The 25518-nt window shown below is 64.8% G+C and carries 23 protein-coding genes; 6 read left to right on the forward strand and 17 right to left on the reverse strand.

Annotation, left to right across the window (positions count from 1 at the left end; all coding sequences use genetic code 11):
* Positions 1 to 4: 4 nt before the first annotated feature.
* Together QFZ41_RS01290 and QFZ41_RS01295 are read right to left on the reverse strand one after the other, a co-directional pair.
* Positions 5 to 1120: a calcium:proton antiporter gene (locus tag QFZ41_RS01290; RefSeq protein WP_429197095.1), complete on the reverse strand. Its 1116-nt coding sequence runs from the start codon at positions 1118 to 1120 to the stop codon at positions 5 to 7.
* A gap of 81 nt (positions 1121 to 1201) precedes the next feature.
* Positions 1202 to 1960 carry a COG4705 family protein gene (locus QFZ41_RS01295; protein WP_429197096.1) on the reverse strand — a complete coding sequence of 253 codons (759 nt, stop codon included), beginning with the start codon at positions 1958 to 1960 and terminating at the stop codon, positions 1202 to 1204.
* A gap of 226 nt (positions 1961 to 2186) precedes the next feature.
* Between QFZ41_RS01295 and QFZ41_RS01300 the strand changes: the two genes are divergently transcribed.
* Positions 2187 to 3605 (forward strand): cytochrome ubiquinol oxidase subunit I, encoded by a 1419-nt coding sequence (locus tag QFZ41_RS01300; protein ID WP_429197097.1) that lies wholly within the window; start codon positions 2187 to 2189, stop codon positions 3603 to 3605.
* Between the two features lie 5 nt (positions 3606 to 3610).
* On the forward strand, positions 3611 to 4618 hold the full coding sequence (gene cydB, locus QFZ41_RS01305) for a cytochrome d ubiquinol oxidase subunit II (protein WP_429197098.1): 1008 nt from the start codon (positions 3611 to 3613) through the stop codon (positions 4616 to 4618).
* Between the two features lie 378 nt (positions 4619 to 4996).
* Here cydB and QFZ41_RS01310 read toward each other — a convergent pair whose 3' ends face one another.
* From QFZ41_RS01310 to QFZ41_RS01320, 3 genes are all read right to left on the reverse strand, one after another.
* A complete protein-coding gene (locus tag QFZ41_RS01310; RefSeq protein WP_429197099.1) occupies positions 4997 to 5776 on the reverse strand; it encodes a YkgJ family cysteine cluster protein in 780 nt (259 codons plus the stop codon).
* Positions 5777 to 5810: 34 nt separating this feature from the next.
* The gene (locus tag QFZ41_RS01315; protein WP_429197100.1) at positions 5811 to 6461 is read right to left on the reverse strand and encodes a hypothetical protein; all 651 of its coding nucleotides are present in this window, start codon (positions 6459 to 6461) and stop codon (positions 5811 to 5813) included.
* 227 nt (positions 6462 to 6688) lie between these two features.
* A complete protein-coding gene (locus QFZ41_RS01320; protein ID WP_429197101.1) occupies positions 6689 to 7924 on the reverse strand; it encodes an MFS transporter in 1236 nt (411 codons plus the stop codon).
* Positions 7925 to 8019: 95 nt separating this feature from the next.
* On the opposite strand from QFZ41_RS01320, the gene QFZ41_RS01325 reads away from it, so the two are divergent.
* Both QFZ41_RS01325 and QFZ41_RS01330 read left to right on the forward strand, forming a co-directional pair.
* On the forward strand, positions 8020 to 8982 hold the full coding sequence (locus QFZ41_RS01325; protein WP_429197102.1) for an AraC family transcriptional regulator: 963 nt from the start codon (positions 8020 to 8022) through the stop codon (positions 8980 to 8982).
* A 189-nt stretch (positions 8983 to 9171) separates the two neighbouring features.
* A complete protein-coding gene (locus QFZ41_RS01330; RefSeq protein WP_429197103.1) occupies positions 9172 to 9627 on the forward strand; it encodes a hypothetical protein in 456 nt (151 codons plus the stop codon).
* A 59-nt stretch (positions 9628 to 9686) separates the two neighbouring features.
* On the opposite strand, the gene QFZ41_RS01335 is transcribed toward QFZ41_RS01330, so the two are convergent.
* The gene (locus tag QFZ41_RS01335; RefSeq protein WP_429197104.1) at positions 9687 to 10475 is read right to left on the reverse strand and encodes an NAD(P)H-dependent oxidoreductase; all 789 of its coding nucleotides are present in this window, start codon (positions 10473 to 10475) and stop codon (positions 9687 to 9689) included.
* An 85-nt stretch (positions 10476 to 10560) separates the two neighbouring features.
* Here QFZ41_RS01335 and QFZ41_RS01340 point away from each other — a divergent pair, with 85 nt between their 5' ends.
* Both QFZ41_RS01340 and QFZ41_RS01345 read left to right on the forward strand, forming a co-directional pair.
* Positions 10561 to 11454, forward strand: coding sequence for a LysR family transcriptional regulator (locus tag QFZ41_RS01340; protein ID WP_429197105.1), 894 nt, complete (start codon positions 10561 to 10563; stop codon positions 11452 to 11454).
* Positions 11455 to 11539: 85 nt separating this feature from the next.
* Positions 11540 to 12664 carry a hypothetical protein gene (locus QFZ41_RS01345; protein ID WP_429197106.1) on the forward strand — a complete coding sequence of 375 codons (1125 nt, stop codon included), beginning with the start codon at positions 11540 to 11542 and terminating at the stop codon, positions 12662 to 12664.
* Positions 12665 to 12686: 22 nt separating this feature from the next.
* On the opposite strand, the gene QFZ41_RS01350 is transcribed toward QFZ41_RS01345, so the two are convergent.
* From QFZ41_RS01350 to QFZ41_RS01400, 11 genes are all read right to left on the reverse strand, one after another.
* Positions 12687 to 13757, reverse strand: a complete 1071-nt coding sequence (locus tag QFZ41_RS01350) for a lipocalin-like domain-containing protein (protein ID WP_429197107.1) — start codon at positions 13755 to 13757, stop codon at positions 12687 to 12689.
* The gene (locus QFZ41_RS01355; RefSeq protein WP_429197108.1) at positions 13757 to 16180 is read right to left on the reverse strand and encodes an FtsX-like permease family protein; all 2424 of its coding nucleotides are present in this window, start codon (positions 16178 to 16180) and stop codon (positions 13757 to 13759) included. The genes QFZ41_RS01350 and QFZ41_RS01355 overlap by 1 nt, the downstream gene beginning before the upstream one ends.
* 79 nt (positions 16181 to 16259) lie before the next feature.
* Positions 16260 to 16709, reverse strand: coding sequence for an ABC transporter ATP-binding protein (locus QFZ41_RS01360; protein WP_429197109.1), 450 nt, complete (start codon positions 16707 to 16709; stop codon positions 16260 to 16262).
* Positions 16624 to 16923 (reverse strand): ATP-binding cassette domain-containing protein, encoded by a 300-nt coding sequence (locus tag QFZ41_RS01365; protein ID WP_429197110.1) that lies wholly within the window; start codon positions 16921 to 16923, stop codon positions 16624 to 16626. The genes QFZ41_RS01360 and QFZ41_RS01365 overlap by 86 nt, the downstream gene beginning before the upstream one ends.
* A gap of 427 nt (positions 16924 to 17350) precedes the next feature.
* Positions 17351 to 18967, reverse strand: coding sequence for a peptidoglycan-binding protein (locus tag QFZ41_RS01370; RefSeq protein ID WP_429197111.1), 1617 nt, complete (start codon positions 18965 to 18967; stop codon positions 17351 to 17353).
* 29 nt (positions 18968 to 18996) lie between these two features.
* The gene (locus QFZ41_RS01375; protein ID WP_429197112.1) at positions 18997 to 19521 is read right to left on the reverse strand and encodes a hypothetical protein; all 525 of its coding nucleotides are present in this window, start codon (positions 19519 to 19521) and stop codon (positions 18997 to 18999) included.
* Between the two features lie 289 nt (positions 19522 to 19810).
* Positions 19811 to 20023 (reverse strand): hypothetical protein, encoded by a 213-nt coding sequence (locus QFZ41_RS01380; protein ID WP_429197113.1) that lies wholly within the window; start codon positions 20021 to 20023, stop codon positions 19811 to 19813.
* Positions 19993 to 21402 carry a 6-phospho-beta-glucosidase gene (locus QFZ41_RS01385; protein WP_429197114.1) on the reverse strand — a complete coding sequence of 470 codons (1410 nt, stop codon included), beginning with the start codon at positions 21400 to 21402 and terminating at the stop codon, positions 19993 to 19995. The genes QFZ41_RS01380 and QFZ41_RS01385 overlap by 31 nt, the downstream gene beginning before the upstream one ends.
* Positions 21380 to 22327, reverse strand: coding sequence for a carbohydrate kinase family protein (locus QFZ41_RS01390; protein ID WP_429197115.1), 948 nt, complete (start codon positions 22325 to 22327; stop codon positions 21380 to 21382). Before QFZ41_RS01390 ends, QFZ41_RS01385 begins: the two co-directional genes overlap by 23 nt.
* On the reverse strand, positions 22306 to 23661 hold the full coding sequence (locus QFZ41_RS01395; RefSeq protein WP_429197116.1) for an APC family permease: 1356 nt from the start codon (positions 23659 to 23661) through the stop codon (positions 22306 to 22308). Before QFZ41_RS01395 ends, QFZ41_RS01390 begins: the two co-directional genes overlap by 22 nt.
* Positions 23654 to 25516, reverse strand: a complete 1863-nt coding sequence (locus tag QFZ41_RS01400; protein WP_429197117.1) for a beta-galactosidase — start codon at positions 25514 to 25516, stop codon at positions 23654 to 23656. Before QFZ41_RS01400 ends, QFZ41_RS01395 begins: the two co-directional genes overlap by 8 nt.
* Positions 25517 to 25518 lie beyond the last annotated feature (2 nt).

A 25518-nucleotide genomic window follows, 5' to 3' on the forward strand; every position in this document is an offset into this window, starting at 1 on the left:
CCGTTCAGGGAGCGAAAACGAAAAAGACGAAGCAGGCGAACAGCATGAGGTGGACGGCGCCCTGGAGCAAGTGCGTACGCCGGCTGGAAAACGTGACCATGCACAGGAACAGGGTCAACACGAACAGCACGAGGTCCGTGTGACGCAGGCCCAGCATCACCGGGTGGTCGGTCAAGCCACCGATGATGAGGATCGCGGGAATGGTGAGACCGATCGTGGAAAGCACCGAGCCCATGAAGACGTTCACCGCTCGCTGTAATTCGTTGCGATTGGCCGCGCGTATGGCACCCATGCCCTCGGGCATCGCCACGAGCATCGCCATCGCGAGGCCACCGAGGGCCGCGGGCGCACCCAGTGTTTCCACCACGTAGTCGACAGGCACCGCCAGCCTGTCGACGAGGAAGACGACAGGCAGCATGTATGCGACGAGCAGCAAGGCCGATATCAGCGGTCCATGGGAAGGCGTTTGCGTCCGGGCCGCCGTTGCCTCGACACGCAAGGGCATACCGTCAGGAACGAAATAGCCTTTCAACCGCCGCGTCTGCAGGAACAGGAAGGTGGCATAGAGCAACAGCGCGAAGATCGCCAGGAACAACTGATGGGAGAACCTCAACGGCGAGTCTGCGGCGTCCCGGGTGAAACTCGGCAACACCATGCTGAGGACGCCCAGCGGAATGATCAGGCCGAGGTAGGCATTCGCGCCTTGCAGGTTGTACGACTGCTCGCTGTGCTTCAGCCCACCCAGGAGCAGCGAAAGTCCCACCATGCCGTTCAATACGATCATCGTGACGGAGAATAACGTGTCACGGGCGAGGGTCGGATTGTTCGCGCCGTGTAGCATCACCGCCGACACGCTCATCACCTCGATGGAGGTGACCGCCAGCGTGAGGATGAGCGTACCGCGCGGCTCGCCCAGATGATGCGCAAGATGCTCGGCGTGGCGGACGACCGCGACCGCCGAACCCAGGACGACGAGGAACAGCCAGGCGAAGACCACCGCGAGCCATCCCATCGATTCCAGTCCGGAGAGAAGCACCTCCGGGACGGCGAGGAAAATCACACAGGTGACCAGGCTCACCGGAAGGAACCATTCGGTACGCCACAGGGATCGCCTGCCCATGTCTGCTCCCGGAGGCCGAGTGGAGTATGGATGCCAGGCGAAATCCTAGCATCGGAAGCCATGGGACATGGATGGCCGGGACTAGTTCCGTGTATCGGCGGGCCGTTGGGGCACCAGCCAGATGCAGATCGCCATGAAGGCAAGCAACATGGCCGTAGCGGCATAGCGGCTCAACGCGAGTCCGCCATCATCGAGTGGCTTGTCCAGGAAATCGCCGAACGCGGCGCCGAGCGGCCGTGTTAGCACGAAGGCCATCCAGAACAGCAGGGTGCGCGACACACGGGTCACGGAATACACCACGGCGATGACGGCGAGGAGGCCACCGAAGAGCATGACACTGCCGAAATAGCCGATGCCGGCGTCACCCGCCGTCCAGTCACCGAGCGCCGTGCCGAGCGTCTGCGAAAACATGATGGTGATCCAGTAGAACCACTCCGCGCGCGGCGTCACGATTTGATGTATGGACACCGATCCCATCGCCCCGTACCAGGTCGCCAGCAATACCAGCACCAACGCGAGAAGCAGCGCGCTTCCGCCGGCATAACCGATCCCCAAGGAGCGGTCGGCGAAGTCGGCCACCGTGGTACCGACGGTCGTGGTGGCGACGATCGTCGACCAGTACAACCACGGATGGAAACGTGTCGCACGAACCTGCGCCACGACTGCAACGACAAAGATCGCCAGGAAGAGGCAGCTGGCCAGGAGATAGCCGAGGCCCAGTGACATCGACACGGCGTCGCCGCCCGTCTCGCCGAGCGTGGTGGCGGCGACCTTCAGGATCCAGAAAACGATGGTGACCTGCGGCACTTTACCGACGGTGATCGAGGTGGGAGCGCGCATCCTGTGGCCCTCGCTTGGGGAACGGTCGAGTCTAGGCAGCGCTCCTTAGAAGGACCTTTCCCCGATCGGATGGCAGGGTGACGGGAAGTGGAAACACCTTGTCACGGCAAGACGCTGCAATTCAACCGGGCCACCCGTCCTGCGACAATCCTTCACGTGCCAAAGTGTCGCGCCGGCGTACCCTGCGCGCGCCACGGCCTAGACTGGATGCCAGACGGAGATTCCCATGCACGTATCCGACACGGCGCTCCTATTGGCCCGCTGGCAGTTCGCCTTCACGGTGTCCTTCCACATCATCTTCCCGGCCATCAGCATCGGGCTGGCCAGCTATCTGGCGGTGCTCGAAGGCCTTTGGCTGAAGACCGGCAAGGTGGTCTACAAGGAATTGTTTTTCTTCTGGTCGAAGGTGTTCGCCGTCGGCTTCGCCATGGGCGTGGTGTCCGGCGTCGTCATGAGCTACCAGTTCGGCACCAACTGGTCGGGCTTTTCGGCCGTTGCCGGCGCGGTCACCGGTCCGCTGCTGGCCTTCGAGGTGATGACGGCCTTCTTCCTCGAAGCGGGCTTCCTCGGCATCATGCTTTTCGGCTGGACGAAGGTAGGCCCGAAGGCGCACTTCTTCGCCACCTTGATGGTCGCCGTCGGCACGCTGATATCGACCTTCTGGATCCTCTCCTCGAATAGCTGGATGCAAACGCCGCAGGGCTTCGCCATGGTGGACGGAAAGGTCGTTCCCACGGACTGGCTCAAGATCGTCTTCAATCCGTCCTTCCCCTATCGGCTCGTGCATATGGCGCTGGCCGCCTTCATCGTTGCCGCCGTGATCGTCGGCGCCTGTGGCGCATGGCACCTGCTTCGGGGACGGAAGGACGACGCCATCCGCAAATCGTTCTCGATGGCGCTGTGGATGCTGCTGGTCGTGGTACCGATCCAGGTCGCCGTGGGCGACGCGCACGGGCTCAACACGCGCGAGCACCAGCCCGCGAAGATCGCCGCCATCGAAGGGCTTTGGGAAACCGAGAAAGGCGGCACCTCGCTCAACCTCGTCGGCTGGCCGGACATGGAAGCCGAAGCCACCCGCTATGCCGTCAAGGTGCCGCACCTGGGCAGCGTGATCCTGACGCATAGCTGGGATGGCGAGATTCAGGGGCTGAAGTCGTTCCCCCCGGAAGATCGCCCGAACTCGACGATCGTCTTCTGGAGCTTCCGCATCATGGTCGGCATGGGCCTGTTGATGCTCCTGCTCGCCGTGTGCGGGCTCGCCTTGCGACGCAACGGACGGCTATACGACGCCCGCTGGTTCCAGCGCTTCGCCCTGTTCATGGCACCCTCGGGCCTGATCGCCCTGCTCGCCGGATGGGTGACCACCGAGGCGGGCCGCCAACCATGGGTGGTCTACGGCGTATTGCGCACGCGCGACGCCGTCTCGGCCATCACCGTGGACCAGGTCGGCACGTCGCTGATGATCTTCGTGATGGTGTACTTCCTCGTCTTCGGCACCGGCATCTATTACATGCTCAAGCTGATGGCGAAGGGACCGCACCTGCCCCACGACGAAGCCGATGCCGAAGCCAGCGACACCGGCCGCGGCAGGGAGCGATTCGACCATCGCCCGCTGTCGCGCCCCACCGATTCCATCGACGAGTAACCGCCATGCCTATCGACTTGCCAGTCATCTGGGCAGCCATCATCGCTTTCGGCGTGTTCATGTACGTCATGCTGGATGGCTTCGACCTCGGTATCGGCCTGATCTTCCCCTTCTTCGACCGCGAGGGCGAACGCCAGGTGATGCTCAACACCGTGGCGCCGGTGTGGGACGGCAACGAGACATGGATGGTGCTCGGCGGCGCCTGCCTGTATGCCGTATTTCCCCTTGCCTATTCCATCCTCCTGCCGGCGACCTACCTGCCCATCATCGCCATGCTCTGCGGGTTGATCTTTCGTGGCGTGGCTTTCGAAATCCGTGCGAAGGCGCGGCGCACGCAGCACCTGTGGGACCTCGCCTTCATCGCCGGCTCCGGCGTGGCCACGTTCGCCCAGGGCGTGATCCTCGGCACCTTGCTGCAAGGCGTGGAAGTGCGCGATGGCAAGTTCGCCGGCGGTCCCTTCGACTGGTTCTCGCCCTTCAACCTGTTCAGCGGCATCGGTCTGCTGGTCACCTATGCGACGCTGGGCTGCGGCTGGTTGCTGATGAAGACCGAAGGCGAACTGCAACGCCGCATGGCGGTGTTGATGCGTCCCTTGACGCTCGCGCTCGGCGCCACCGTCGGCATCGTGAGCATCTGGACGATCGCGGGCCAGGACGCCGTGGCGAAGCGCTGGTTCGCCCTGCCCGATCTGTTCTTCTTCCTGCCCGTGCCCATCCTGGTGATCGCCTGTCTCATCGGCATCCTGGTCTGCGTGCGCCGCGGTGCCGACCGCGCGCCCTTCCTGCTGACCATGGCGATCCTGTTCCTTGGCTACACCGGGCTGATCATCAGCATCTTCCCGAACATCATCCCGCCGTCGGTCGACATCTGGACGGCCTCGGCGCCGCGGTCGAGCCAGGTGTTCACCCTGATCGGCGCCGCCATCATCATCCCGATTATCCTCGCCTATACCACCCTCGCCTACTGGGTCTTCCGCGGCAAGGTGAGGGCCGGCGACGAGGGTTACCACTGATGCCCGCCCGAAGCCGGTGGCGTCAGGCGGCGTGGTTTGTCCTGCTCTACGCGGGCGGCGTCGTCGCGGTCACCCTCGTGGCGCTCTTTTTCCGGCTGCTGATTCCTCGCTGATCTTGCACGGCTCGGCTTTGCCATCGCGTTTTGCTTGTATCGAGGCAGGGGAGCCGCCGGGTGCCGTTCTCGTTCGCTAAGTCCTCGTCCGGCCTTCGCCTCCCTGCGGAATCGCTCAGAGAACGACACCCGACGGCTCCCCACCGAACGACACGGTGGGTTGTTGGCGAGCAGTGTGAGGGCGCCTCTGTGCGCGCACCCTCTGTGCGCGCTTAAGGTGGGAGCCGACCTTGTCGGCGATGGGTGCTCGCGAAATGCCTAGCCGCTATTCTGCGTCGCCTGGCAAGAAACCCATGTAGCTCGCCCCCTCCAACTCGATCCCTGAAGCATCCAACGACACCGTCCCTGCCGACCGCAAGAGTTCGAGCGTGCCCTTGCGATTGCTCACGATGGACCATCCAGCATTCGTGTCACCGACGGCACTGTCCGCATCGAGCGCCGACTCCAACGCAGTCAACAAACGCCCCCGCTCCGGCGCATGCACGACCACGCCTTCGTTCGAAAGGCCGCCCATCGCGATACCGAGCATGGCGCAAACGCGCGCCTTGACCTGTGCATCGCGCGCGTCCGCCTCTCGCATTCCCACGACCGCCTGGGCCACTTCAGGATCGCTCCACTCGCCGTCGTCGTTCTGCAAGAGTCCCTCGGCCTGCCATGCTTCGGGTGGGCACAGCTTGCCCGCACGATCGACCTGGAAGAACGGGTTCACTTCCGCCGGATACACGCGGCAGGCACGTGGCCGGCGCTCGTAGATGCCGCAACGCAGGTCGGGTTGGAGGTTCGGGCACGGACCCTCGAACGTCGCCATGAAGGAGACGATCACACGTAGCGGCAATTGGCCGCTCGTCGCGGGGAACGAGCGGCGGTGCTTGTACCAGGCGGGGAGATTATCGGCGGCGGGATCTTCCGGCCAGGGAATCGCCTCGCAGAATATCTGCACGTCGCCGCCGTCGCGGAGCCAGGCTATCGCTTCATCGACACCCACGGGCAAACGAAGGCCGTTGCAGCAACGGCCGCACATGGTGCAGGAGAAGTGGATGGTCATGACGGTTCGCGCGGATGCAAAACGCGAGTATGTCTCAGAACGCCAGGTTCAGGCCCATGTTGATCCAGCGATCGGCTTGCTGGCCGAGGGCACGGCCCAGCACGAGATCGATGCTGTTGTCGCCGAAAGGTAGCCGGACGCCCGCCTGTAATGTCCGCCCGGCACCCGCCGTGTCCAGTACCTCGGCAAGCAGCGTGGCGCTGGCGGACGCGGCGAATTCGATACCGCCACCGAGGATGCGCCGCGTCGGTTCGCCTCGCTGATGCGTCGCGCCGAGGTTCACGTTGAACAGCCAACGCCCTGCCTGGTCCAGTTGCACCGTGGAAGCCGCATAGGCGATGGCCCCATGCACACGCCCGCCTTGCGCGGTCACGCCGGCATCGAGTGCCGTCGATACACGCGATCCGTTGAACACCTGCCACTTCGCACCGGGCGCCACGCTTCCCGCTCCGGTATGCACGCCGCCGGTGATCTGCGCCGAGAACTCCACGTCGCCCCAGGAACAGGCGGGCACGGTGGTCACGGATCGGGCGGTGGTGCGGAACTGCATCCAGCTTTCGAGCTGGCAATGCGATGCGGGCGTAATGGCCGCGTCGTCGACAAGATAGCTGCCTCCCGAGGCGAAGCTCGGCAGGCTGATGAAGGCAGGCCACACAGCCAGCAGGAAAAGAAGGAACCGGGACATGCTGCACCTCGGCGACCAGAGCCTTGCTTGCCGGTCGCGCTGGAGGGCCATCGCGTGGAAACGACAGCCGGAGGGTTTTTCACCGCATCCGGATGTCGTCGGAGACGGTGCTACGTATGGGAAACGAACCGATCAGGGTCGTCTTTCATGGGTATGCCCGTCTTTGGGGAAGTGGTGCGCATTGTCCCCGGCCACCGCGCCCGGGGTCAACAGCCGGATCGTATCGCTCAGGCCTCGTCGGCTTCGCCGATGAAATCCCTGTTGCCGTCGTAGGCGGGAGAGACCGGATGAAGCTTCGTGGCGATCGTCGCCGCGGCGACCAGCAGGACGATCCCACAGCCGACGAATACACCGTTCGCGCCGGACACATCGAACACCACGCCACCCACCGCGGCACCGAGCGTGATGGCCAACTGCACGGCGGCGACGATCAGGCCACCACCGCTCTCGGCCTCGTCCGGCACGGTGCGCGTGATCCACGTCGTCCATGCGACGGGCACGGCACCGAAAGCCATGCCCCATAGCGCCACGAGGATGGCGTCGGCCACGGGCGCGCGGCCAAGCAACACCAATGCGAGGGCCATGCCGCCCATCGCAAGAGGCATGAGCAGCAGGGTCATGCGCAGGTTTCGTTCGAGCGCGAAGCCCGCCAGCGACGTACCGATGAAGTTGGCCACGCCGAAACCGAGCAGCATGCCGGACAAGCCATTGACGCCGACTCCCGTGACCACTTCCAGGAACGGCCGCAGATAGGTGAAGAAGGCGAAGTGCCCGGTGAATACCAGCACCACCGCGATCATGCCCATGCGCATCGCAGGCCGCTTCATGACTTCCACCAGGGTCCCCATGCGTGCCGCCCCCGTGGCGGCCATGCGCGGCAGGGTGAACAGTTGCCAGACGAAGGCGAACACACCGATCGCCGTAGCGATGAGGAAAACGTTCCGCCAACCGATGAGGTGGCCGAAATAGCTACCCAGCGGCGCTGCCGCCACGGTCGCCACCGAGACGCCACTGAAGATGATCGACAGCGCGCGCGGCACCATCGCTTCGGGCACCAGCCGCATCGCTGTGGCGGCGGACATCGTCCAGAAGCCACCGATGGCGATGCCCAGCAGCACGCGGCCCGACAACACCACGGTGAGGTTCGGCGCGAACGCCACCAGCAGGTTCGAACCGACCAGCAAGACCGAGAACGACAGCAGCACCCACCGCCGGTCGATGTTTCGCGTCACCACCGCGATGACCAGGCTCGTCACCAGGGCCACCACCGCCGTGGCGGTCACGGTCTGTCCGGCCATCCCCTCGGTCACGCCGAGCGTCGCCGCCATCGGCGTAAGCAGGCTTGCCGGCAGGAATTCGGCCGTGATGAGCCCGAATACGCCCAGGGTCATGGCGAAGACCGCGCCCCAGGCGGGCCGGACCTCCTCAGGTGCCGCGACGGCGGCGTCCACACAGGTGTTCATGTCACTTCCATATCCAGGGAAAGCGGCAGGTTAAACGGCCGACCCCGGACGGTATATGATGCGAAATCCTCAATATTTGATCATACGTCCGGACCATGGCCACCATCGACGCGACACGCCACCCCGATCCCGCCAGCGAACTACTGCTCGGCATGCGCCTGAACGGCGTGCAGTACCGGCGGATCGAAGTCGCCCGCCCGTTCGGAATCGCCTTCCACGCAGCGCCCGGACGCGCCCAGTTCCACTTCGTCGGACGCGGGCCGGTGCTGCTCCGGACAAGTGACGGCACGCTGTACCCGCTCTCGAAGGGCGATGCGGTGCTCATGCCACAGGGCAGTTCCCACACGCTGCTTTCCTCGTCCGATGTGGCTTGCCGCGACATCGCCAGTTTCGACATCACGCCCCTGTGCGACACCGTGAACGACATCCACCCTGACTGCCCTGTCGCCACCCGCGAGGACGGTGCGCTGGTCTTCAGCGGTTGCATGGAATTCGAACTGGGTGGCATGCAGCCGCTGGTTGCCGCCATGCCTGAAGTGATGCAGGTAGGCACGTTGCTGGAAAAGTATCCGGAGTTGCCGCCGATCCTGGATGCGATGGAGCGCGAGTCCTGCGCGAAGCGTGCGGGCTTCGCCGGCATCCTCGCCCGCCTCGCCGACGTCGTCTCGGCAATCATCGTGCGCGGCTGGGTCGAATGCGGTTGTGGTGACGCCACCGGTTGGGTACAGGCATTGCGCGATCCGCGCCTTGGCAAGGCAATCGTCGCGCTACATCGTGATCCCGGGAGGAATTGGACCGTCGCCGAGCTCGCCGCGGAAATGGGCAGTTCGCGCTCGGTGTTCGCCGAACGCTTCCTCGAGGCCACCGGCATGACACCGCTGCGTTACCTCACCGAACTGCGCATGCGCCTTGCCGCGCAATGGATCGGTCGCGACCGGGAACCCATCGAAACCGTCGCGTTCCGGCTCGGCTATGGATCGCTCGCGGCATTCAGCCGTGCGTTCAAGCGGGTGGTGGGGCGCCCGCCGGGCGCCGTGCGTGGCGCCGGCGGTCTTTAAAGCCGGGCTGGAGCCGGGAAGCGATCAGGTGGGAGCCGACCCTGTCGGCGATCCCGCGGCAGCGGGCCAGCCTAAGGCAAGCACCCATCGCCGACAGGGTCGGCTCCCACCCCTACAACCGACGGCCTATTGAAGCGTCCCTGCCCTGGGACGACACTCCGACGCACACCCAACATCAAGGACCTTCTCATGCGCACATGGAACAGTGCCCTCGCGTCATGTTTTCTTCTGACGGTGCCGATGGCCGCGGCGCAGGCCGGCCAACAGGACGCCTGCCCCGCTCCGGCAAATATCACGATGAAGGTGGTTACCACGTGCGAGGGGTATGAAGGCTGCGAATACGACATCACGTCGGCGGCGGGAAACCGGTGGACCGGCAGCGATCCCTATGAATCTGGCAAAGACGGCAAGGCGTCGCCTCGATTCATGAGTGCCGCCGCCAACAAGGCTTCCGATGGCTCTACGCAAGTGTATTGCGACTACGAGTTTCACGATGCCAAAGGCGCGGTCCTGGAGAACGGGGGCTTTCGCCTGAGCCTGGAAACGCCGGCCAAAATCACGTTGGGCGACAAATGGAAATCGACTTCCGCACAGGCGAGTTCATGTGAGAGCAATGAAGCCTCGCAGTGTGCGTTCGTAAAGTAAGCAACCGGCCGTGACGGCCAGCGAGGGCGCGGTGCCCTCGTGGCTGTCGCGCATCGCGGTCAGGCAGGGTCATGGGTGACGTGTGCGGCGAAACCCGATTTTCCTGACGAGATCTCGTCCTTCAACGTCAACTGCGGAATGGCGTACGCTCCACCGTTCTGCGCCAGGAACGGAATCGGCGCGGTCGTCCAAAGGCTATCGAGCCGTTCGCCCAACGCTTCGCATGTCGCCTCGAAACGGGCCTCGTCGACCTTGCTCGTGCGATAAACGACGAACGGCGGCACGACCTCGAAGCCCGGGTAGTACAGGATGCCGTGCTGGATGGGAAACAACACGTCGTCCATGGGCCCGTTGATGCCGCGCGCGCTGTAATGCGACTCCCAACCGCCCGTGGTGACGATCAGCATCGCCCGCTTCCCGGACAGGTTGCCCTCGCCGTAGCGGTTGCCCCAACGCTGGTCGGAATGCTCACCGACGCCATACGCGAAGCCGTTCGCGTACACGCGGTCCACCCATCCCTTCAGGATCGCCGGCATCGAAAACCACCACAGCGGAAACTGCAGGATGAGCGTGTCCGCCCACAGGAGTTTCTCCTGTTCCGCGGCGATGTCCGCGCTCTGGTGTCCGTTGGCGAAGGCCCGTGCCGAGGCGCGTGACGGTTCGAACCGCTCGTCCTCGTTCCATTCGGTGCTATCGGCGATATCCAACGCGGGCTTCCAGTCCATGGCGTACAAATCGGACACCCGCACCTCATGCCCCGCCGCGATGAGTCGCTTGACGACAAAATCCTTGATCGACCCGTTGAGGGAGCGTGGTTCGGGATGGGCATAGACGAGAAGGACTTTCATGGCGAGTTCCGGAAGCTGTGATGTCCTCATGATGGGCGCTCTTGAGGTATAGTCAAAATGAATTTGTTCTATTGCAGCTATAGTCATGACTAATCTCAGACGGATCGACCTGAACCTGTTGGTGACGCTGGATGTCCTCCTCTCCGAATACAACGTCACCCGCGCGGCCGAGCGCCTTCACCTCTCGCAGCCCTCGGTCAGCGTGCACCTGGCCAAGCTCCGCGACATCTTCGGCGACCCACTCCTGCTTCCCGGCCCGCGAGGAATGCTACCTACGGCGCGCGCCGAAGCGCTGCGCGGCCCGCTGAAAGAGGCGCTTCACGTTCTCGAGCGCGCGGTCGCACCGACTGCTCCTTTCGATCCCGCCGTGGCGGATCAGACCTGGCGCGTGGCCGCGGCGGACTATGGCGAATCGACCGTACTCATTCCTGCCATGCGCAGCCTGCGTGCCGCGGCACCCGGCACGCGGCTCGCCGTGCTCGACGTCGCGCCCGAGCGGGTCGCCCGCATGGCCGAGCATGGCGATATCGACCTGGCCCTGCGGACAAAGGACATGGCGCCGCCGGAACTCCACCAGCGTGCATTGTTCACCGAACACTACGTGCTTGCCGGCCGTTCCGGCCATCCCGCCTTGAAGCGGCGCCCCACGCTGGCACAGTTCGGCAAGCTGGAACACGCCATCGTTTCACCCGACGGTGGAGGCTTCCACGGCATCACCGACGACGCGCTGGCCAAACAGGGTCTCAGTCGCCGCGTGGTGTTGTCCGTACCCCATTTCCTCTTCCTGCTCTCGATACTCGCGACCACCGACATCGTCGCCATGGTGCCTGAGCGCCTGATCCGGCACGCGACGGGACTACGGGTGGTCGCGCCACCGGTGGACGTACCGGGCTTCGATATGGTGATGCTCTGGCACGAGCGCTCCCACCGGGATCCGGCGCACACGTGGCTGCGCGAGCACATCGCGGCTTCCGTCTGACGCGGGGCGGCACGTGTAACGAGTTGAACGTCGGGATTTCACAATCGCCCGCCTACACTACCGGCGTCCAACCGAGGCTCTTGCCGTGACTTCCGCCCATCCCGTCGTTACATCCGGTGAACTGACCGTCCTGCGATTGGTCGACATCGCCTACAGCATCGACCTGGTGCAGGCGGAGCGCCTGTGGACGGCGCATGCCAATACCGCGTCCAACCGTTCCTACCTTTCAAGTACGCCACCCAAGGCCGTGGCCTTTGGCGTCGCTCCGCTGTGGCTTTCACTGGGGGAGACCGACGTTTTGCTTGCAAGAGGGACGGTACGAGCCGCCGTCTCGGTACGCCTGTACGACTTCGGCGTCGCCACGTTGTCACTTCGCGCACGCTGCTCGGACCAGCCGTGGCCCGAATACGCGAACGACGTCGCCGCCGTCGATGCGCAGTTCGGTCCGTCCGCCCGCACGTCGTTCTGGGACGGCTTGCTGGACCGCGTGCACGAAGTCATCCGCCCCGCCCTGGACCGTCCCGCCGAAGGAGAGCGGTTGGAGGAGGACTACCTGATCGCCACCGTCCAGGCGTTCGACGAACCCATGGACGCGGAAACGTTGAAAGAGCGTGTCGACCTGACGGAGGTCCTTTCCGGCGAGACTCGCCCCCTTTCCCGGGCATCTCGAAAGGAACTCCTTTCGAGAAGTTTTTCCTATTACGCCGACGACCTCGTCGTCTTGAACTGGGATCGCGCCTTCGTCTACGAACCACGAAGCGATTCGGACGTTGCCGACGTCATCGAGGTCGCCAATGCCCAGCTCGTCGAGCTGCGGTATTACGACATCCTCCTCGACAACGAACTTCCCCGCATGTACGACCAGGTGGAGACGGCGCGTACCGCGGCGTCCCTTTTCGCATCGCGACGTTTCGCCCACCTCGCACGGCGGCTCTATACACTCGTCGCCGAGGTTACCGAACTCACCGAGCGTGTCGATAACGCGCTGCAGGTGACCGAAGACGTCTACCTCGCACGCGTCTACAGCACGGCGCTGTCCTTGTTCCGCGTGCCCGCCTTGAGCGCCTCGGTCGACCGCAAGCTCGCCATCGTCCGTGACACCTATGCCGCGCTCTACGACGAAGCGTCCAGCCGGCGCGCCGAACTGCTCGAGATCGCCATCGTCGTGCTTATCATCGTGGAGATCGGCATTTCGTTACTGCACGCTTGACGAGATAGCGTGCAAGATGGATTCAAAGCTTCACCGTTCCTCCATATCCGACCAACTCCAGGTACCCTCGCCCGCCGTCCACCTCCACGGCGCCCTCCCAATACACCGGCCCGCCCGTGCGCCGGGTGTCGAATTCCTGGTCGTCCATCAACGGACGAAGATCGAAACGCTTCGTACCGGCCGGCGTCCTGACCGAGACCGTTGTCTCGACCGGATAGGCCGCGCCCGTACGTGGCGATTGCCAACGGCGCCGGGGTGCGAATGCCACGTCGTCCGGGCCCAGGATCGTAAGCACGCCATCCGCACCGCGCACGCTGCCGCCCGCCCATACGGGATAGCCCTGTGCATCGCGTACGCGGAACACCGTCACGGCGCTTCCGTCGTCCATATTCAGGCCAGCCCAGTCCCAGCCCACGGAACGCGGATTGAGCAGGCTCGACGACCATTCGCGATCGAGCCAGCCTTCGCCCCGGATCGTCTCGGTGCGCGTGCCGCGCGTCAACCGTCCGGTGACCGCCAGGTGCGGCATGCTGAAATAGGCGCTAGCCTCGCCCTGCCCGGGGCCTTTGCGGCTGTAGCCCCGGTCCCCTTGCAGCAATGCGGCCTGGGTGGGATTCAATCGCAAGTCCAGGGCGAAGCCAGCTGTGCCGGCACGGGCTGTGAAGCTGCCATCCTCGTTCCGCACGAGACGCCAGTCGCCGAGCACGACGTCGGTATCGCCCGTGGCCGCTTCGGCCAGGCCGAAGCCTTCGCGCGCGAGCCGCTGCCCTTGTTCGAGATGTCCCATCGCCGGATCGGCGAGCGCGACGTGCCCGACGATGACCTGCCGGGCCGCGAAACGGCTGGGATTGCCATCGTCGAAGGGAACGCGTGAACGGAAGAAGGTCACCTGGAAGCCGATCGGACCACCCTTCGTCTGTAGCCATCCGGTGACGTACCACCATTCGGTCTTGAAGGAGGGGTGCGCCCCGTGGTCGCGCGGCAGGACTACCGGAGCATCCAAAGGCACGGGTGCGTATACGACGCGATCATTGGCCCACACGCAGGCGGCGAACCCCAGCGACGACAGCAGGGCAAGACGAAGCAAACGCATCACCAGTCCTCCCGCACCGCGCGCACGGCATCGGCGGAGAGCACGCTCCGACCTACGACCAGCGCCGTGCCGGACGTCGCCAGAGCCAGCCCAGCGACCACCCACCCAAGCAGCGGCCAGGGCAACAAGGTGTCCATGGTCCAGTGGAACGACTGCGGGTTCACGACGTGGATCAACACCTGGCTCATGGCCACGCCGAGCGCTACGCCGGCCACGCCGCCTACCAGCCCGAGCAGCGCCCCCTCGATCAGCAGCATGCGCACGAGATCGCCGCGCAGCGCGCCCACATGTCGAAGCATGCCGAACTCCCGCAGGCGCGAAAGGACCTGCGCACCGATGGTCGCCGCGACACCCGCCAGACCCACGCATACGGCGATGCCTTCGAGCAGGTACGTGATCAGGAAACTGCGGTCGAAGGCTTCCAGCGCCTGCCGGCGGATATCCTGCGGCCGGCTCACGGTGACACCCTTGCCATCGGTGCCCACCGCCGAACGCAGAGCCGCGGTGACGGTGTCGATGTCGGCGCCGGTGCCGAGAAGCACCGACACCCCCGTGCGCTTACGGTCGCCGGTGAGGCGGGTATAGGTGCCCTCATCCATGACGATCGCACCATGCTGGCGGGCGTAGTCGCGCCACACGCCGGCAACCCGGACCTGCGGCGAGCCCGGTAACGGCAACGTCAGCGTGTCGCCCGGTTTCCAGTGGTAGATCCGCGACGAGGGCTCGGAAATCCAGATGGGGATGGTGTCCGCCGGCACCTTCGCCTGAGGCCCCATCAAGGCGAGGTGGCCGCCGGCGCCGGTCAAGGTACGCGCGAGCAGCGTCACGGCGGGACGCCGCGCATCGAACTGAAGCGGCGTCTCCTTCAGCACGCCCAGCCACGCCACGCCCGGTACCTTGCGAATGCGTTCCAGCGTCGCGGCATCGAATCCACCACTTCCGCCGTCGGCGAGAAGATAGACGTCCGCTTGCAACACATCGCCGAGCCAGCGCTCCACCGAACCGCGGAAGCTGGTGACCATCACCGCCATTGCCACGGTCAGCGCGGTGGACGCCACGATCCCCGCCAACGCGACGGAAGCCTGCGACGGTGCGCCCCAAAGACGGGCGGTGGCGAGCCGGAACGGGACGTTGCGAATAGGCACATGCCGCAACGGAGAAACGAGCGCACGGGCGAGCCAGGGCATGAGCATCACGCCACCGGCCAGCAACAGCGCCATCGCCACGTAGCCGAACAGCGCGATCCCGCCCACCGCGGGCAGCAGCGATGCCAGAAGCGCCGCCAGCAAGCAGACGACCGCACGCCATGGCCGCGCACGAACACGCGGATCGACGGCGTCTCCCGCGTTCTTGATAGCCAGTGCAGGGAGGATGCGCGACGCCGCCAGCGCAGGCACCATGCTGCCCAGTACCGCCGCGCCGATACCGAGCAGCCCGAAGATCGCGGCGGCCCATGGCGCGAACACGAGTTGCGGCGCGTTGCCGTGGAAGTATCCGCCACCGAGGTCGCCACCCAACAGTTTCAGCGCGAGCGACGCCAGGCCAAGCCCGAGTGCCACGCCTGCGCCCGCGCCAACCACACCGAGGGCCAGGGCCTCGGCCAGGACCTGGCCGAGTACCTTCCTTCGCTGCATGCCCAGGACGCGCAGCAACGCGAACTGGGCGCGCCGCCGTGCCACGGAAAGGGACTGCGCGGAATAAACGAGAAAGCCGCCCGTCAGCAGTGCGATGAGCGCCAACATGTCGAGATTCACGCGATACGCGGCGGACAGGCCATCATTTCGCGCCGCTTCGCTGGCGGTATCCGCCACGATGGTGTCGGGTGGCAATACGGCGCGAATCGCGCGAATCGCGCCACCAGCGCCAACACCCGGTCCCAGTTGGATATCCAGGCGCTGGAGGCGGCCGAGCATGCCGAAGCGCCATTGGGCGGCGGCAATGTCCATCGTCGCAACGTTCGTGTTCGCGGCCGTGGGCAAGGAACCCGCGATACGCGCCTGACTCGTGTGCCCGTTCGCACTGAGCGTGATCGTATCGCCTGTCTTGCGCCCCGTCGCCGCAAGCGCTGCCGGCGATAGATATACCGAACGGCCCGAAAGAAAATCGGTGAATCCTTCCATCGCGCCGCCGGAAACGCCCTGCCCCATGCCGCCCGCGCGGAGGACGTCGATACCTTCCAGTGAGACGGGGATCTTGCCGTCCACGAGAGCCGAAAGTGAAACGACAGGCGATACGTCCAGTCCCGGCAGACGCGCGACCCGCGGATAAAGCAGCTCATCGAAACCGAACGCGTTGGCGGATCGCACCTTGAGATCCGCCGCCCCGCTCACCGCATGGACCGCCTTGTCGAACTCGCCCAGCGCCGACGCGTTGACCAGGTGCACCGCAAATCCCAGCGCCACGCCCAGCGCGATCGCGAACACGGCGGCGACCGCCCTTCCGGGATACGCGCGCCACTCGCTCCACAGGAGCCAGCGAAGGGCAACGGACGGCGACGCGTTCCTAATCACGTTCGACGAGGCCCGCCGGCGAAAGCACGAGCGTGCGGTCGGCGGCGGAAGCCGCCACGGCGGAATGGGTCACCAACAAGACAGCGGCGCCGGCATCGCGCACCCGGTCGACGAACAACGCGAGCGTGCGCGCCGCCGTGTCCGGATCGAGGTTGCCTGTAGGTTCGTCGGCCAGGATGAGGCCGGGCCGGTGGACGAGCGCGCGCGCGACCGCCACGCGCTGAAGCTCACCACCCGAAAGCTCGCGCGGGTAGGCATCGCCGCGGCCGCCCAGGCCCACGGAAACCAGCATCGCCTCCGCCGCGACGAGCGATGCCTGCGCGTCGTGTCCCTGCAACGCCAACGGCAGCGCCACGTTATGGGCGAGGTCGAGGTGCGGCAGGACATGAAACGCCTGGAAAGACGAAGCCGATGCGATCGCGCCTGAGGCGCGTGCGGCCATCGTCGTCGAGGCCGGCGATATCGGTTCCGTCGATACGCACGCTACCCGCATCCGGCGAATCCAGCCCGGCGACAAGATTCAGCAACGTGGATTTCCCGGCACCGGATTCACCGGTAACGGCGACGAATTCGCCAGGAGCCAGCGACAGGTCGAGCCCCTTGAAAAGCGTCCGCCCGCCGGGGACGGTCTTCACCAATCCGGTGACGTTGAGCATGCCGGGATTCCGGGTAAAGACAGCAGTTTACCTTTGCGGTCCGCTAGGGTGGGAGCCGACCCTGTCGGCGATGGGTGCTCGCACCGACCGCCCAAGCGACGCCCCTAGGCTTACCGGGGCGCCCTTCGTTCGCACTTCCAGGCAATGAGGCCCAGAAACGCCACGGTCAAGGCGATAGAAATGGCAAGGAAGACCCGATGGTCCAGGATCTCCGGAGACAGCTGCCTCAGTCCAATGAGGAGCGCGACGTAGAGTGCCGACGCCAACCACTCTTGCCAGCTCCTGGGACCGTTGCCCCAGCCGAACCGCTTGCGACCGAACCAGTAGGTTTTTTGGGTGTCCATGCGTTCGAGCCTGCCGCCTGTCGTAGACGCGATGGTGCAAGGCTATCACCAGGCGCCAACTGCGGCGGAGCTTCTACGTTCGCCTAGCGCGACATCCCCTGGCTCAGTTGCATGTTCTGCTCCCGGAACGCCTCGAGCATCTGCGACTGCTGCTGATCGAATTGCTGGATCTGCCCGATCGCCTGCTCCGGCTGCGGCGGTGGCACGCTGAGATCCACCTGCGCCGGACTCGTCAAAGGCCCTCGGCCGAGCATCGTCAAGGTCAGGGTCTCCTCGTTCAGATGAACAGCGGCCAGGTTGTCGGCCGTGATCTGATTCTTGTGACATGCCGCCGTGAACTGCAGCAAGCGGTCTTCCGACGCCTCGGGAATGCTTCTTTGCAGTTCGTTATAGAGGTCGTGATTCGGGCTGTCGGGGTGCCGTGGGTCGGTGCGGCCGTGGCCCCGACTCTGGGATATGGCCTCAAGTTCCTTCTCAGGTTCCTCGGGCTCGGTTTCCTGTGTTGCACCGAATGCCGGGGCACTCCGCGACACCGAGGGCGTCACTGCCTGCTGGAGGTCGGCAATGAAGGCCTGCGCCTGCACGGTCTTGAGGGTCGCGTCATCAGGCAGGCCCGTGACTGGCATGTCGTGCATCGACTGGAAACGCGCCACGGCGGTTTGCGTGGGCGCGTCGTAGGTTCCATGGACGGTCAGTGGATGTCCCGCCATGTCCGGCACGCCCAGCGTGTTCAGGTTCTCTTGCAGGGTGCGGATGCCATCGGCATTCGGGATTACGGCTGCTGCGGCCTGCAAAGGGTCCGTCCGTCGCTCTGGCGGCGCTTGATCGATGGTCGGAAAAAGGGGCGACACCATTCGGGCCTCGGGCACCACGGACCGATAAGCCGCGATCGCATCGTCGGGCTGTTCGTTCCGCAAGTACGGCGCGTCCGGTTGTCCGATCGAGCGTAGTTCGGTCTCCACGGCGCGATGCACGGCGGCTAGCGTCGCGGCGCCTGCGATACCGTCTTCCGCAAGATTGTGATCCCTCTGGAATGCCTGCACGGCGGCACGTGTATGGCGCCCAAAATGGCTGTCAGCAAGCACTGGTGCGTCTTTCGTACCAACATAGCCGAGCCGGATCAATTGGTTTTGAAGCTCGCCAACGGCAGGTGCGGACAGGCCCGGACGAAGGACCCGACCCCTCCCCGCCACTGGAGATGCCAATCCCGACACGTCCTGTCCGATTGCCAACGCGATGCTGCGACGCATGGTCGGCCCGTTGAACAGTTCGATCAGGTTTTTTGCGTAGTCTTCGTCCGTCGCGAAACCAGCCCTTTGTAGCGCGTGCGCCTCGTTTCGCAGGTCGCCCGCGGTCCCAGCGTCAAAGAGCCCCGCATCCCCGTATCGGGGATTTTCACGTAGAAACTTGATGCGGTCATTCAACGAGTCCTCGATCGATTCATAAACGCGGAAAGATTGGTCGAACCATATCGTCTTACCCTTTTTCCGCTCCCAGACATTAAAGATCTTGCTCTCACCATCCCAATCCACGCTCGTCTTAATATTGAAGATGTTGTTAGTGCCAGGTAGCACGCTCTGCCCCCATCCAGTCTCCTGAGCCGCCTGGGCAAGGATGAGCTCCCACGACATACCTGACTCTTCGGCCACCTTTCGTGCCGCTGGATACAACTCCGCAATGAATTCTTCTCTAGCATCCATGACCTGTTCCTCTCATAGCTTCCTGATAACTACATTTTCAAGCTAACGCAGAAGGAAATGTCCTCCTCGTCGGTATCGCGATGACGATACTTGCCGACAATGACTATCTCGCCTTGCTTTTCTCTAAAGCTCGAAGGGTCCTCTTCCACCCATGCCGAATACGCCCCACTAACACCCGGGACCAATACCTCTGTATCGGATTCAATAAGCCCATCACTTACTCGCAACTTCACCAAGTGAAGCACATCCTGGGACATCGATCGTTGGGAATAAGTATCTAATTGAAGTAAAACGAAGAGTGATCCGCGTTGACGCAAGCAGTGCGTTGCACGTCCTTCGTAGAACAGTTCGGGAATGTCCAGCTTCTTGGACCAGCTCACGCCGCCCTTGCGCGCATCGCTCCATTCGGCGTATGGACGTCTGTTTAAACCGTCCTCATCGCCCACGGAGCCAACCGAGCAAATCCCACCGTGGACCCTGATCGATTGGTAACGCGAAGAAATCGGCAGTGCCGACGCATCAATTATTGGTACCACGGCGAAGATCATGGCCATGGCTGCGCATCTGGCTTTCATACGTTCTGTTCCTCGATGTTGAGGAACATCGCCGCTGCAAGTGCGGCCTTCGTCGATTCATTCACATCAGGCTCTCCGTGCCCACTTTGAGGTGCGCAGTTTAGCCACTTTTCGGTGGCGCAACACAAGGGTGGGGAAAGTTCTCACTCGGCCGTTTGAATCTCAACGGCGAACCCATCGGTAGCGCGGACCGGCTCACCCGCGTCACGCGATTTTTCCCAACACATCCGCGCATGCGCCTGCGCCGTGCACTGCACGCCCATGTGGGTCAGTGCTCCAATCGCTTCCAGCGAAGCGCCAACTGCGCGCAATCCACCGTGTCCGATTCGTGCACGAGACCGGCGAGTAATCCGGTGAGGCCTCGGCCGCATTGCAGCCATTCCGTTGCGTCGTTGCGCAGATCGTGCGCCGAGGCTTCGGGGTCGATGTAGTGGCGCGCACCGCCCTCCGCTAGCGAAGCACCGGCCCGTGGCACAGGCATTCGCCATCGTCGTTAGCATGCCCCAGCAAGGCTTCGAGCAAATCACCTGACAGTGTCCACTCGCCGATCGCCGGGTGGATCAGCATGGCTTTGCGCGCTTCGAGCCGGCGTTGCTCCAACACCGACGCGATCGCCGCGCGCTCGTACGCCTTCACCGAACGGACAAGCCCGTTCACCGCGTCCGGCAATGGTGCGATGGGCCGGGGAACGATGGAATCGAGCGAGATGTCCGACGCGATCTCGACGATGTCGTCATCGGGAAGATCGGGCAAGGCGCCACGGTTGCGTGTGTTCACCACGATACGCGCGGGTCTCGCGCCGGTCAGCGCACTCATCACGTCGATGGCGATGCGGTGGTACCCGGTCGCCACGCGGAAAGGGTCGCCTTCAAGGCTCACGCCGTGGTCGAAAGCCGATCCACCCTCCGCTTCGAGTTTCATGTACGAACCGGAGCGCTGGTTCAGGTAGGCCGCGTAGATGTCGACGGCCGCTTCGCCATCGCCCGCGTTCAAGCGCGAAGTCAACGTCGCCAGCAAGTCGTCGTTGAGGCGCTGGATCTCCGCACCGCGGCTGCCGCCCTGCCTGCGTTGGTTGTCGAGAGCGCGGCGCTTCTCGTAATAGAAGAACAGGTATTCGGTCGGAATGAGGCGCAGCGTGCGGATCATCTCGAAGTCGAACAGCGGCGCGAGGTAGAGCTGTCGAAGCAGTTCGTCATCGGCCAGAAGGCGATCGAAAACATCCTCGCCGCGCACGCGCACGCCACGCACCCAGCCGAGGTGGTTCAGGCCCACGTAATCGCATTCGACGTCGTCGGCGGGTTCGCCCAGGGCGCGCGCGATGTTGTGGAACAGTTCGGTGGGCGTGTCGCAGATGCCGACGATGCGCGCCTTGCTATGGTCGTTCACGGCCTGCGTGATGAGGCCGGCGGGATTGGTGAAGTTCACCAGCCAGGCGTCCGGGCTCAACCGTTCCACCAACCGTGCTTGCTCGATGGCGATCGGAATGGTGCGTAGCGCCATGGCGACGCCGGCGGGACCGGTGGTTTCCTGGCCGGGATATCCGTGGTCGATTGACACCCGTTCGTCGGCCGCCCGGCCTGCGATGCCACCGATGCGGATGCTGTTGAGGACGAAGTCGGCGCCTTCGATGGTGTCTTCCAGCGACGACGCGCCGCGCAGGCGCAGATCGCCACCGAAATGCCGGACGATGGCCTTGCCGAGGTCGACCATGATCCGCAACCGTGCCGGGTCGGGATCGTAAAGCACCATCTCCGCGGCACCGAGCGCCTCCGCGGCCTCGTTGACACCGAAAACCACCAGGGGCGAGCGGACGCTGCCCCCTCCAATCAATGCGATCTTACGATCCGTACGTCCGCTCACGAAGAGTCCTCAAGGTCGGGGGATGGGGAAGAGCATGCAAGGCACCCGCCGCGGTGGTGCACAAGGCGCCGGTGACACAGGCGCGCTGCACGCGGCGGTCAGGGGTGTCGCCGTCGAGCACGGCATCGATGAGTCCGGCGTCGAAGGCATCGCCTGCACCGGTGGTATCCAGCGCCTCGACCGCCGGTGCGTGGATGATTCGGGCGCCGGCGGCGTCGGCCACCAACGCGCCCTGCGCACCCAATTTGAGCACGATATGGCGCAAACCCTGTGCAGCGGCCCACGCCACATAAGCAGCCGGGTTGTCGTCATCCACGAGCAGCGCGGCTTCCTTCGCATTGGGCAGAAAGAAGTCGACCTCGCGACAGGTGTCATGGTTGGCGGGATCGCGCAGCCAGTCGGCGCTGTAGCCGACGTCGAGCGATACGGTGCATCCGGCCTGGCGGAGCTGCGGAAGGATGCGCGCCGCCAGCTCGCGTGCCAGCGGCATCGCGAAATGCACGTGGCGCGCGGCGACGAGATCGGCGATCACGGTGGGAACCTCGAGCAGTTCGGGCAAGCCGGCGTTGGCGCCCGGGTAGGTGAAGAATGACCGGTCTTCGCGCGTGGAGACGCTGACCGTCGTACCGGTGCCGTCGGCGCCGAGACGGATGCCGTCCATGCCCACGCCGAAATCGCCTAGCCGGCGCTCGAACCAGTCGAAGTCGGCCTCGCCGATCAAACCGACCAGGCGCGTGCGACGGCCGAGCCGCGACAAGCCGCACGCGGTGTTGACGCTGCCGCCTCCGAGCTCGCGCAGGTAATCCTTCGCGAGCACTTCTTCACCCGGACCCGGCCAGCGGGCGAAGCCGCTGAACACATGGTCGGCGTAGATTTCGCCCACGACGGCGACATCCCAGGATTTCAGGTCGATGGAAACGGCCACGAGCGCGTTCTCCGGGCTTGCCACAGGAAGATGAGGGTGCCGACGACGACGGCGACCACGGCGGTCACGACCGACGGCCAGCCGGCGGTAGCGACGAGGTAGAGCCAGCCCACCACGCTGACGACGATCGGTAGCGGGTAGAACGGCATGCGGAACGCATCGGCCGATGGCCTTTTCCGGCGAAGCGCCACGACGGCGAAACATTGTGCGATGTACTGGAAAAGAATCTGCACGACCATCAGCGTGGCGATCAGCCGTTCCAGCGAAAGAAAACACGCCAGTGACGAGGTGACGCCGACGAAGACCAGCGACACCGTGGGGAAGCCCCCGCGCGGATGAAGCTTCGCGAACACCCGGAAGAACTGGCCATCGGCGGCCGCCGCATAAGGCACGCGCGAATAGCCGAGCAGTACCACCAGCGCCGATCCCCAACTGGCGAGCAGGATCAACGACACCGCCAGGGTACCGCCGATGCGGCCGTGGACGGCTTGCATGAAATCGGCCACCACGGCCTTCGACTGCGCGGCCTGCTCCCACGGCAGCACACCGAGGATGCTGATGTTGAGGCCGAGGTAAAGCACCGCCACCAGCGGGATCGACGTGAGCACCGCGCGCGGAATGGTGCGCCGCGGCTGCGTCACTTCGCCACCGAGCATGCACACGTTGTTGTAACCGCCGTAGTCGTAGACGGCGATCAGCGACACCGCCCCCAGGCCGAGCCAGAATCCGTGTGTCGATTCGGTACGCATGTGCAGGAACCGGCTGGCGGTCGCGATGTCGAAATGCGCGATGCCGCTGACGACGATCCAGGCGCAGGACACGACGACGATGGCGGTGATGAACATCGACAGCTTCTGGATCTCGCCGACGCGCCGGTAAAGCACGGCGGTATTGGCCAGGCACAGGCCCGCCGCCACGAGAATCCGCCCGCCGTCGCCGAGCGACGGCACGAGGTAGCCCAGGTATTGCGCGAATCCCACGGCGGCCGAGCCGATCGAAAGAGGCGCGGTGAGTAGCGTCTGCCACAGGTAGAGGAAGCCGAACAACCGGCCCATGCGCTCGCGCCCATACGCCTCCCGCAGATAGTGGTACGGGCCGCCGGACTCCGGAATGGTCGAACCAAGCTCGGCCCATACCATGCCGTCGCACAGGCACAGGAAGGCACCGGCGATCCAGCCCAGCAGCACGCCGGGACCCGCCAGGGCGGAGAGTGCCAGCGGGATGGTCACGAACGGCCCGATGCCGATCATGTTCAGCACGTTGGCCGAAAGACCGCCCCAGAAGCCGATCGCTCGCGGTGGCATGTTGCGTGTCGGCACGATCAGCTCAGTCATGCAGGCGCTCCGCGGCGTGGATGCCCGCACCGGTGCTCCGGTGCAGGTCGAGCACCATCACGGCGTTCTCGCCTTCGCGCAGCCACGGGCCGGGGCAGAACAGCCGTTGTTGCGGCCCGATGTGCCAGTAGCGGCCCAGCAATCGCCCGTTGACCCAAAGATAGCCCTTCGTCCACTCGCCCATGTCGATGTAGACATCGCCCGGCCTGTCGAGGTGGATCTTGCCCCGGAAGAAGACACCGCCACGGGCGGGAGCCCCTTTCAGCGGCCGCAGGTGTTCCAGCCAGCTACCGTCGAGCGGCAAGGGCCAGGCATGAAAGTCGCGCAATGGCTCGCCGTCGAGCGTCACCGGCCCGATCAGGCCCTTGTGGTCGCCCAGGCGCGGACCGAAGTTCACGTGCCCGAACGTGTCGACCAGTACATCCAGGATGCAGCCGTGTGGCAAGGAGACGTCCGGCGACGACGAGACCTTCGCGTGTTCGACGCGCGACACCTGGCCGACTTCATGGCCGTCCATATACACCACCGCATAGTCGCGCACGCCCTCCAGGCGAAGCCGCGACCCCGCTTCGATGCGCTTGCGATAGAGGACCAGGCCCTGATCCTGGCCGAACAGTATCTCGTTCGGCCCCGGCACGGGCAGGCGTGCCGGCTCTTCGAACAGGTTCTCCCACAAGGAGGCGTACGGTTCGAGCGTTACCGGTGAGAACGTGGCCGAGGGTTCGGCGGGCGGCACGGCGGGTGGCCGCATCCCGGTCGCTTCCGCGATCACCTTGCGCAAGCACCCGTACTGTGGCGTCGGGTATCCACGCTCGTCGATCGGTGCTCCGTAGTCGTAGCTGGTGATGACGGGCTGGAACTGCGAGCCATCGTCTTCGAGGTTGGCGCCCGCGGTCAGGCCAAAATTCGTGCCTCCGTGCACCACGTAGAGGTTGAACGAATACCCCGCCTTCATCACGCGGCGCAGCGTTTCCACGTAATCCTTCGACGTGAACACGGGTTCACCCCAATGGGTGAGCCATCCGGGATACCCCTCGCCGACCCATACTGGCGCCTCGCCCGCGAACACCCTGCCCTTGGCCAGGACATCCACGTCCGCGCCATCCAGGCCCAACGCGGCACCGGGAAGGTACGCGCGCCGGCGCGTCAGGTCCTTCCAGCCATCGGAAAGGGCGAAAGGACCCGCGATGCCCTGCTCGCGCCACGCCGACTCGATCGCCTTGAGGTAGCCGATGTCCGCGGCGAACATCGAATACTCGTTCTCCACCTGGAGCATCAGCACGGGGCCACCCCGGGACACCATCAAAGGGGCGACGTGGGATGCCAGCGCACCGATGTACCGCCGGACCGCCGCCATGTAACGCGGATCGTCGCCATCGCGCAGGCGCGTATCCGGATCGCGAAGCAGCCACGCCGGCAGCCCGCCATTCGTCCATTCGGCGCACACATAAGGGCCGGGACGCAGGTACACCCACATGCCCTCTTCCTGGCACAGGCGAATGAAGCCGGCGATGTCACGGTTGCCCGTCTCGAAGTCGAACGTGCCCGGCTCGCGTTCGTGATGATTCCACATGACATAGAGCGCGATGGTGTTGAGGCCCATCGCGCGCGCCATGCGTATCCGGTGACGCCAGTGTTCCTTCGCGATGCGCGCCGGATGCATCTCGCCGCTGTGGATGCGGAACTCCCTGCCGTCGAGCAGGAAGCGCCTCCGGCCGAAGCCGAAGGCGTGCGGCTTGCCGTCGGGCGGCACCGGCTTTACCGGCGGGGCCGTTCCCGCCAGCGCCGCTGGCAGGGTTCCGCCCCACGCCAGCGGCGCGAGCAGCGAGAACGCGAGGAAGTCCCGGCGCTGCATGC

Source organism: Luteibacter sp. W1I16 (assembly GCF_050434905.1).
In the GTDB taxonomy this organism is placed as follows: Bacteria; Pseudomonadota; Gammaproteobacteria; order Xanthomonadales; family Rhodanobacteraceae; genus Luteibacter.

Excerpts from the sequence above, each read along its gene's own strand:
- QFZ41_RS01290 (WP_429197095.1), bottom strand. The coding sequence starts at position 1,120 with ATGGGCAGGCGATCCCTGTGGCGTACCGAATGGTTCCTTCCGGTGAGC.
- QFZ41_RS01295 (WP_429197096.1), bottom strand. The coding sequence starts at position 1,960 with ATGCGCGCTCCCACCTCGATCACCGTCGGTAAAGTGCCGCAGGTCACC.
- QFZ41_RS01300 (WP_429197097.1), top strand. The coding sequence starts at position 2,187 with ATGCACGTATCCGACACGGCGCTCCTATTGGCCCGCTGGCAGTTCGCC.
- cydB (WP_429197098.1), top strand. The coding sequence starts at position 3,611 with ATGCCTATCGACTTGCCAGTCATCTGGGCAGCCATCATCGCTTTCGGC.
- QFZ41_RS01310 (WP_429197099.1), bottom strand. The coding sequence starts at position 5,776 with ATGACCATCCACTTCTCCTGCACCATGTGCGGCCGTTGCTGCAACGGC.
- QFZ41_RS01315 (WP_429197100.1), bottom strand. The coding sequence starts at position 6,461 with ATGTCCCGGTTCCTTCTTTTCCTGCTGGCTGTGTGGCCTGCCTTCATC.
- QFZ41_RS01320 (WP_429197101.1), bottom strand. The coding sequence starts at position 7,924 with ATGAACACCTGTGTGGACGCCGCCGTCGCGGCACCTGAGGAGGTCCGG.
- QFZ41_RS01325 (WP_429197102.1), top strand. The coding sequence starts at position 8,020 with ATGGCCACCATCGACGCGACACGCCACCCCGATCCCGCCAGCGAACTA.
- QFZ41_RS01330 (WP_429197103.1), top strand. The coding sequence starts at position 9,172 with ATGCGCACATGGAACAGTGCCCTCGCGTCATGTTTTCTTCTGACGGTG.
- QFZ41_RS01335 (WP_429197104.1), bottom strand. The coding sequence starts at position 10,475 with ATGAAAGTCCTTCTCGTCTATGCCCATCCCGAACCACGCTCCCTCAAC.
- QFZ41_RS01340 (WP_429197105.1), top strand. The coding sequence starts at position 10,561 with ATGACTAATCTCAGACGGATCGACCTGAACCTGTTGGTGACGCTGGAT.
- QFZ41_RS01350 (WP_429197107.1), bottom strand. The coding sequence starts at position 13,757 with ATGCGTTTGCTTCGTCTTGCCCTGCTGTCGTCGCTGGGGTTCGCCGCC.
- QFZ41_RS01360 (WP_429197109.1), bottom strand. The coding sequence starts at position 16,709 with ATGGCCGCACGCGCCTCAGGCGCGATCGCATCGGCTTCGTCTTTCCAG.
- QFZ41_RS01365 (WP_429197110.1), bottom strand. The coding sequence starts at position 16,923 with ATGCTCAACGTCACCGGATTGGTGAAGACCGTCCCCGGCGGGCGGACG.
- QFZ41_RS01370 (WP_429197111.1), bottom strand. The coding sequence starts at position 18,967 with ATGGATGCTAGAGAAGAATTCATTGCGGAGTTGTATCCAGCGGCACGA.
- QFZ41_RS01375 (WP_429197112.1), bottom strand. The coding sequence starts at position 19,521 with ATGGCCATGATCTTCGCCGTGGTACCAATAATTGATGCGTCGGCACTG.
- QFZ41_RS01380 (WP_429197113.1), bottom strand. The coding sequence starts at position 20,023 with ATGCCTGTGCCACGGGCCGGTGCTTCGCTAGCGGAGGGCGGTGCGCGC.
- QFZ41_RS01395 (WP_429197116.1), bottom strand. The coding sequence starts at position 23,661 with ATGACTGAGCTGATCGTGCCGACACGCAACATGCCACCGCGAGCGATC.
- QFZ41_RS01400 (WP_429197117.1), bottom strand. The coding sequence starts at position 25,516 with ATGCAGCGCCGGGACTTCCTCGCGTTCTCGCTGCTCGCGCCGCTGGCG.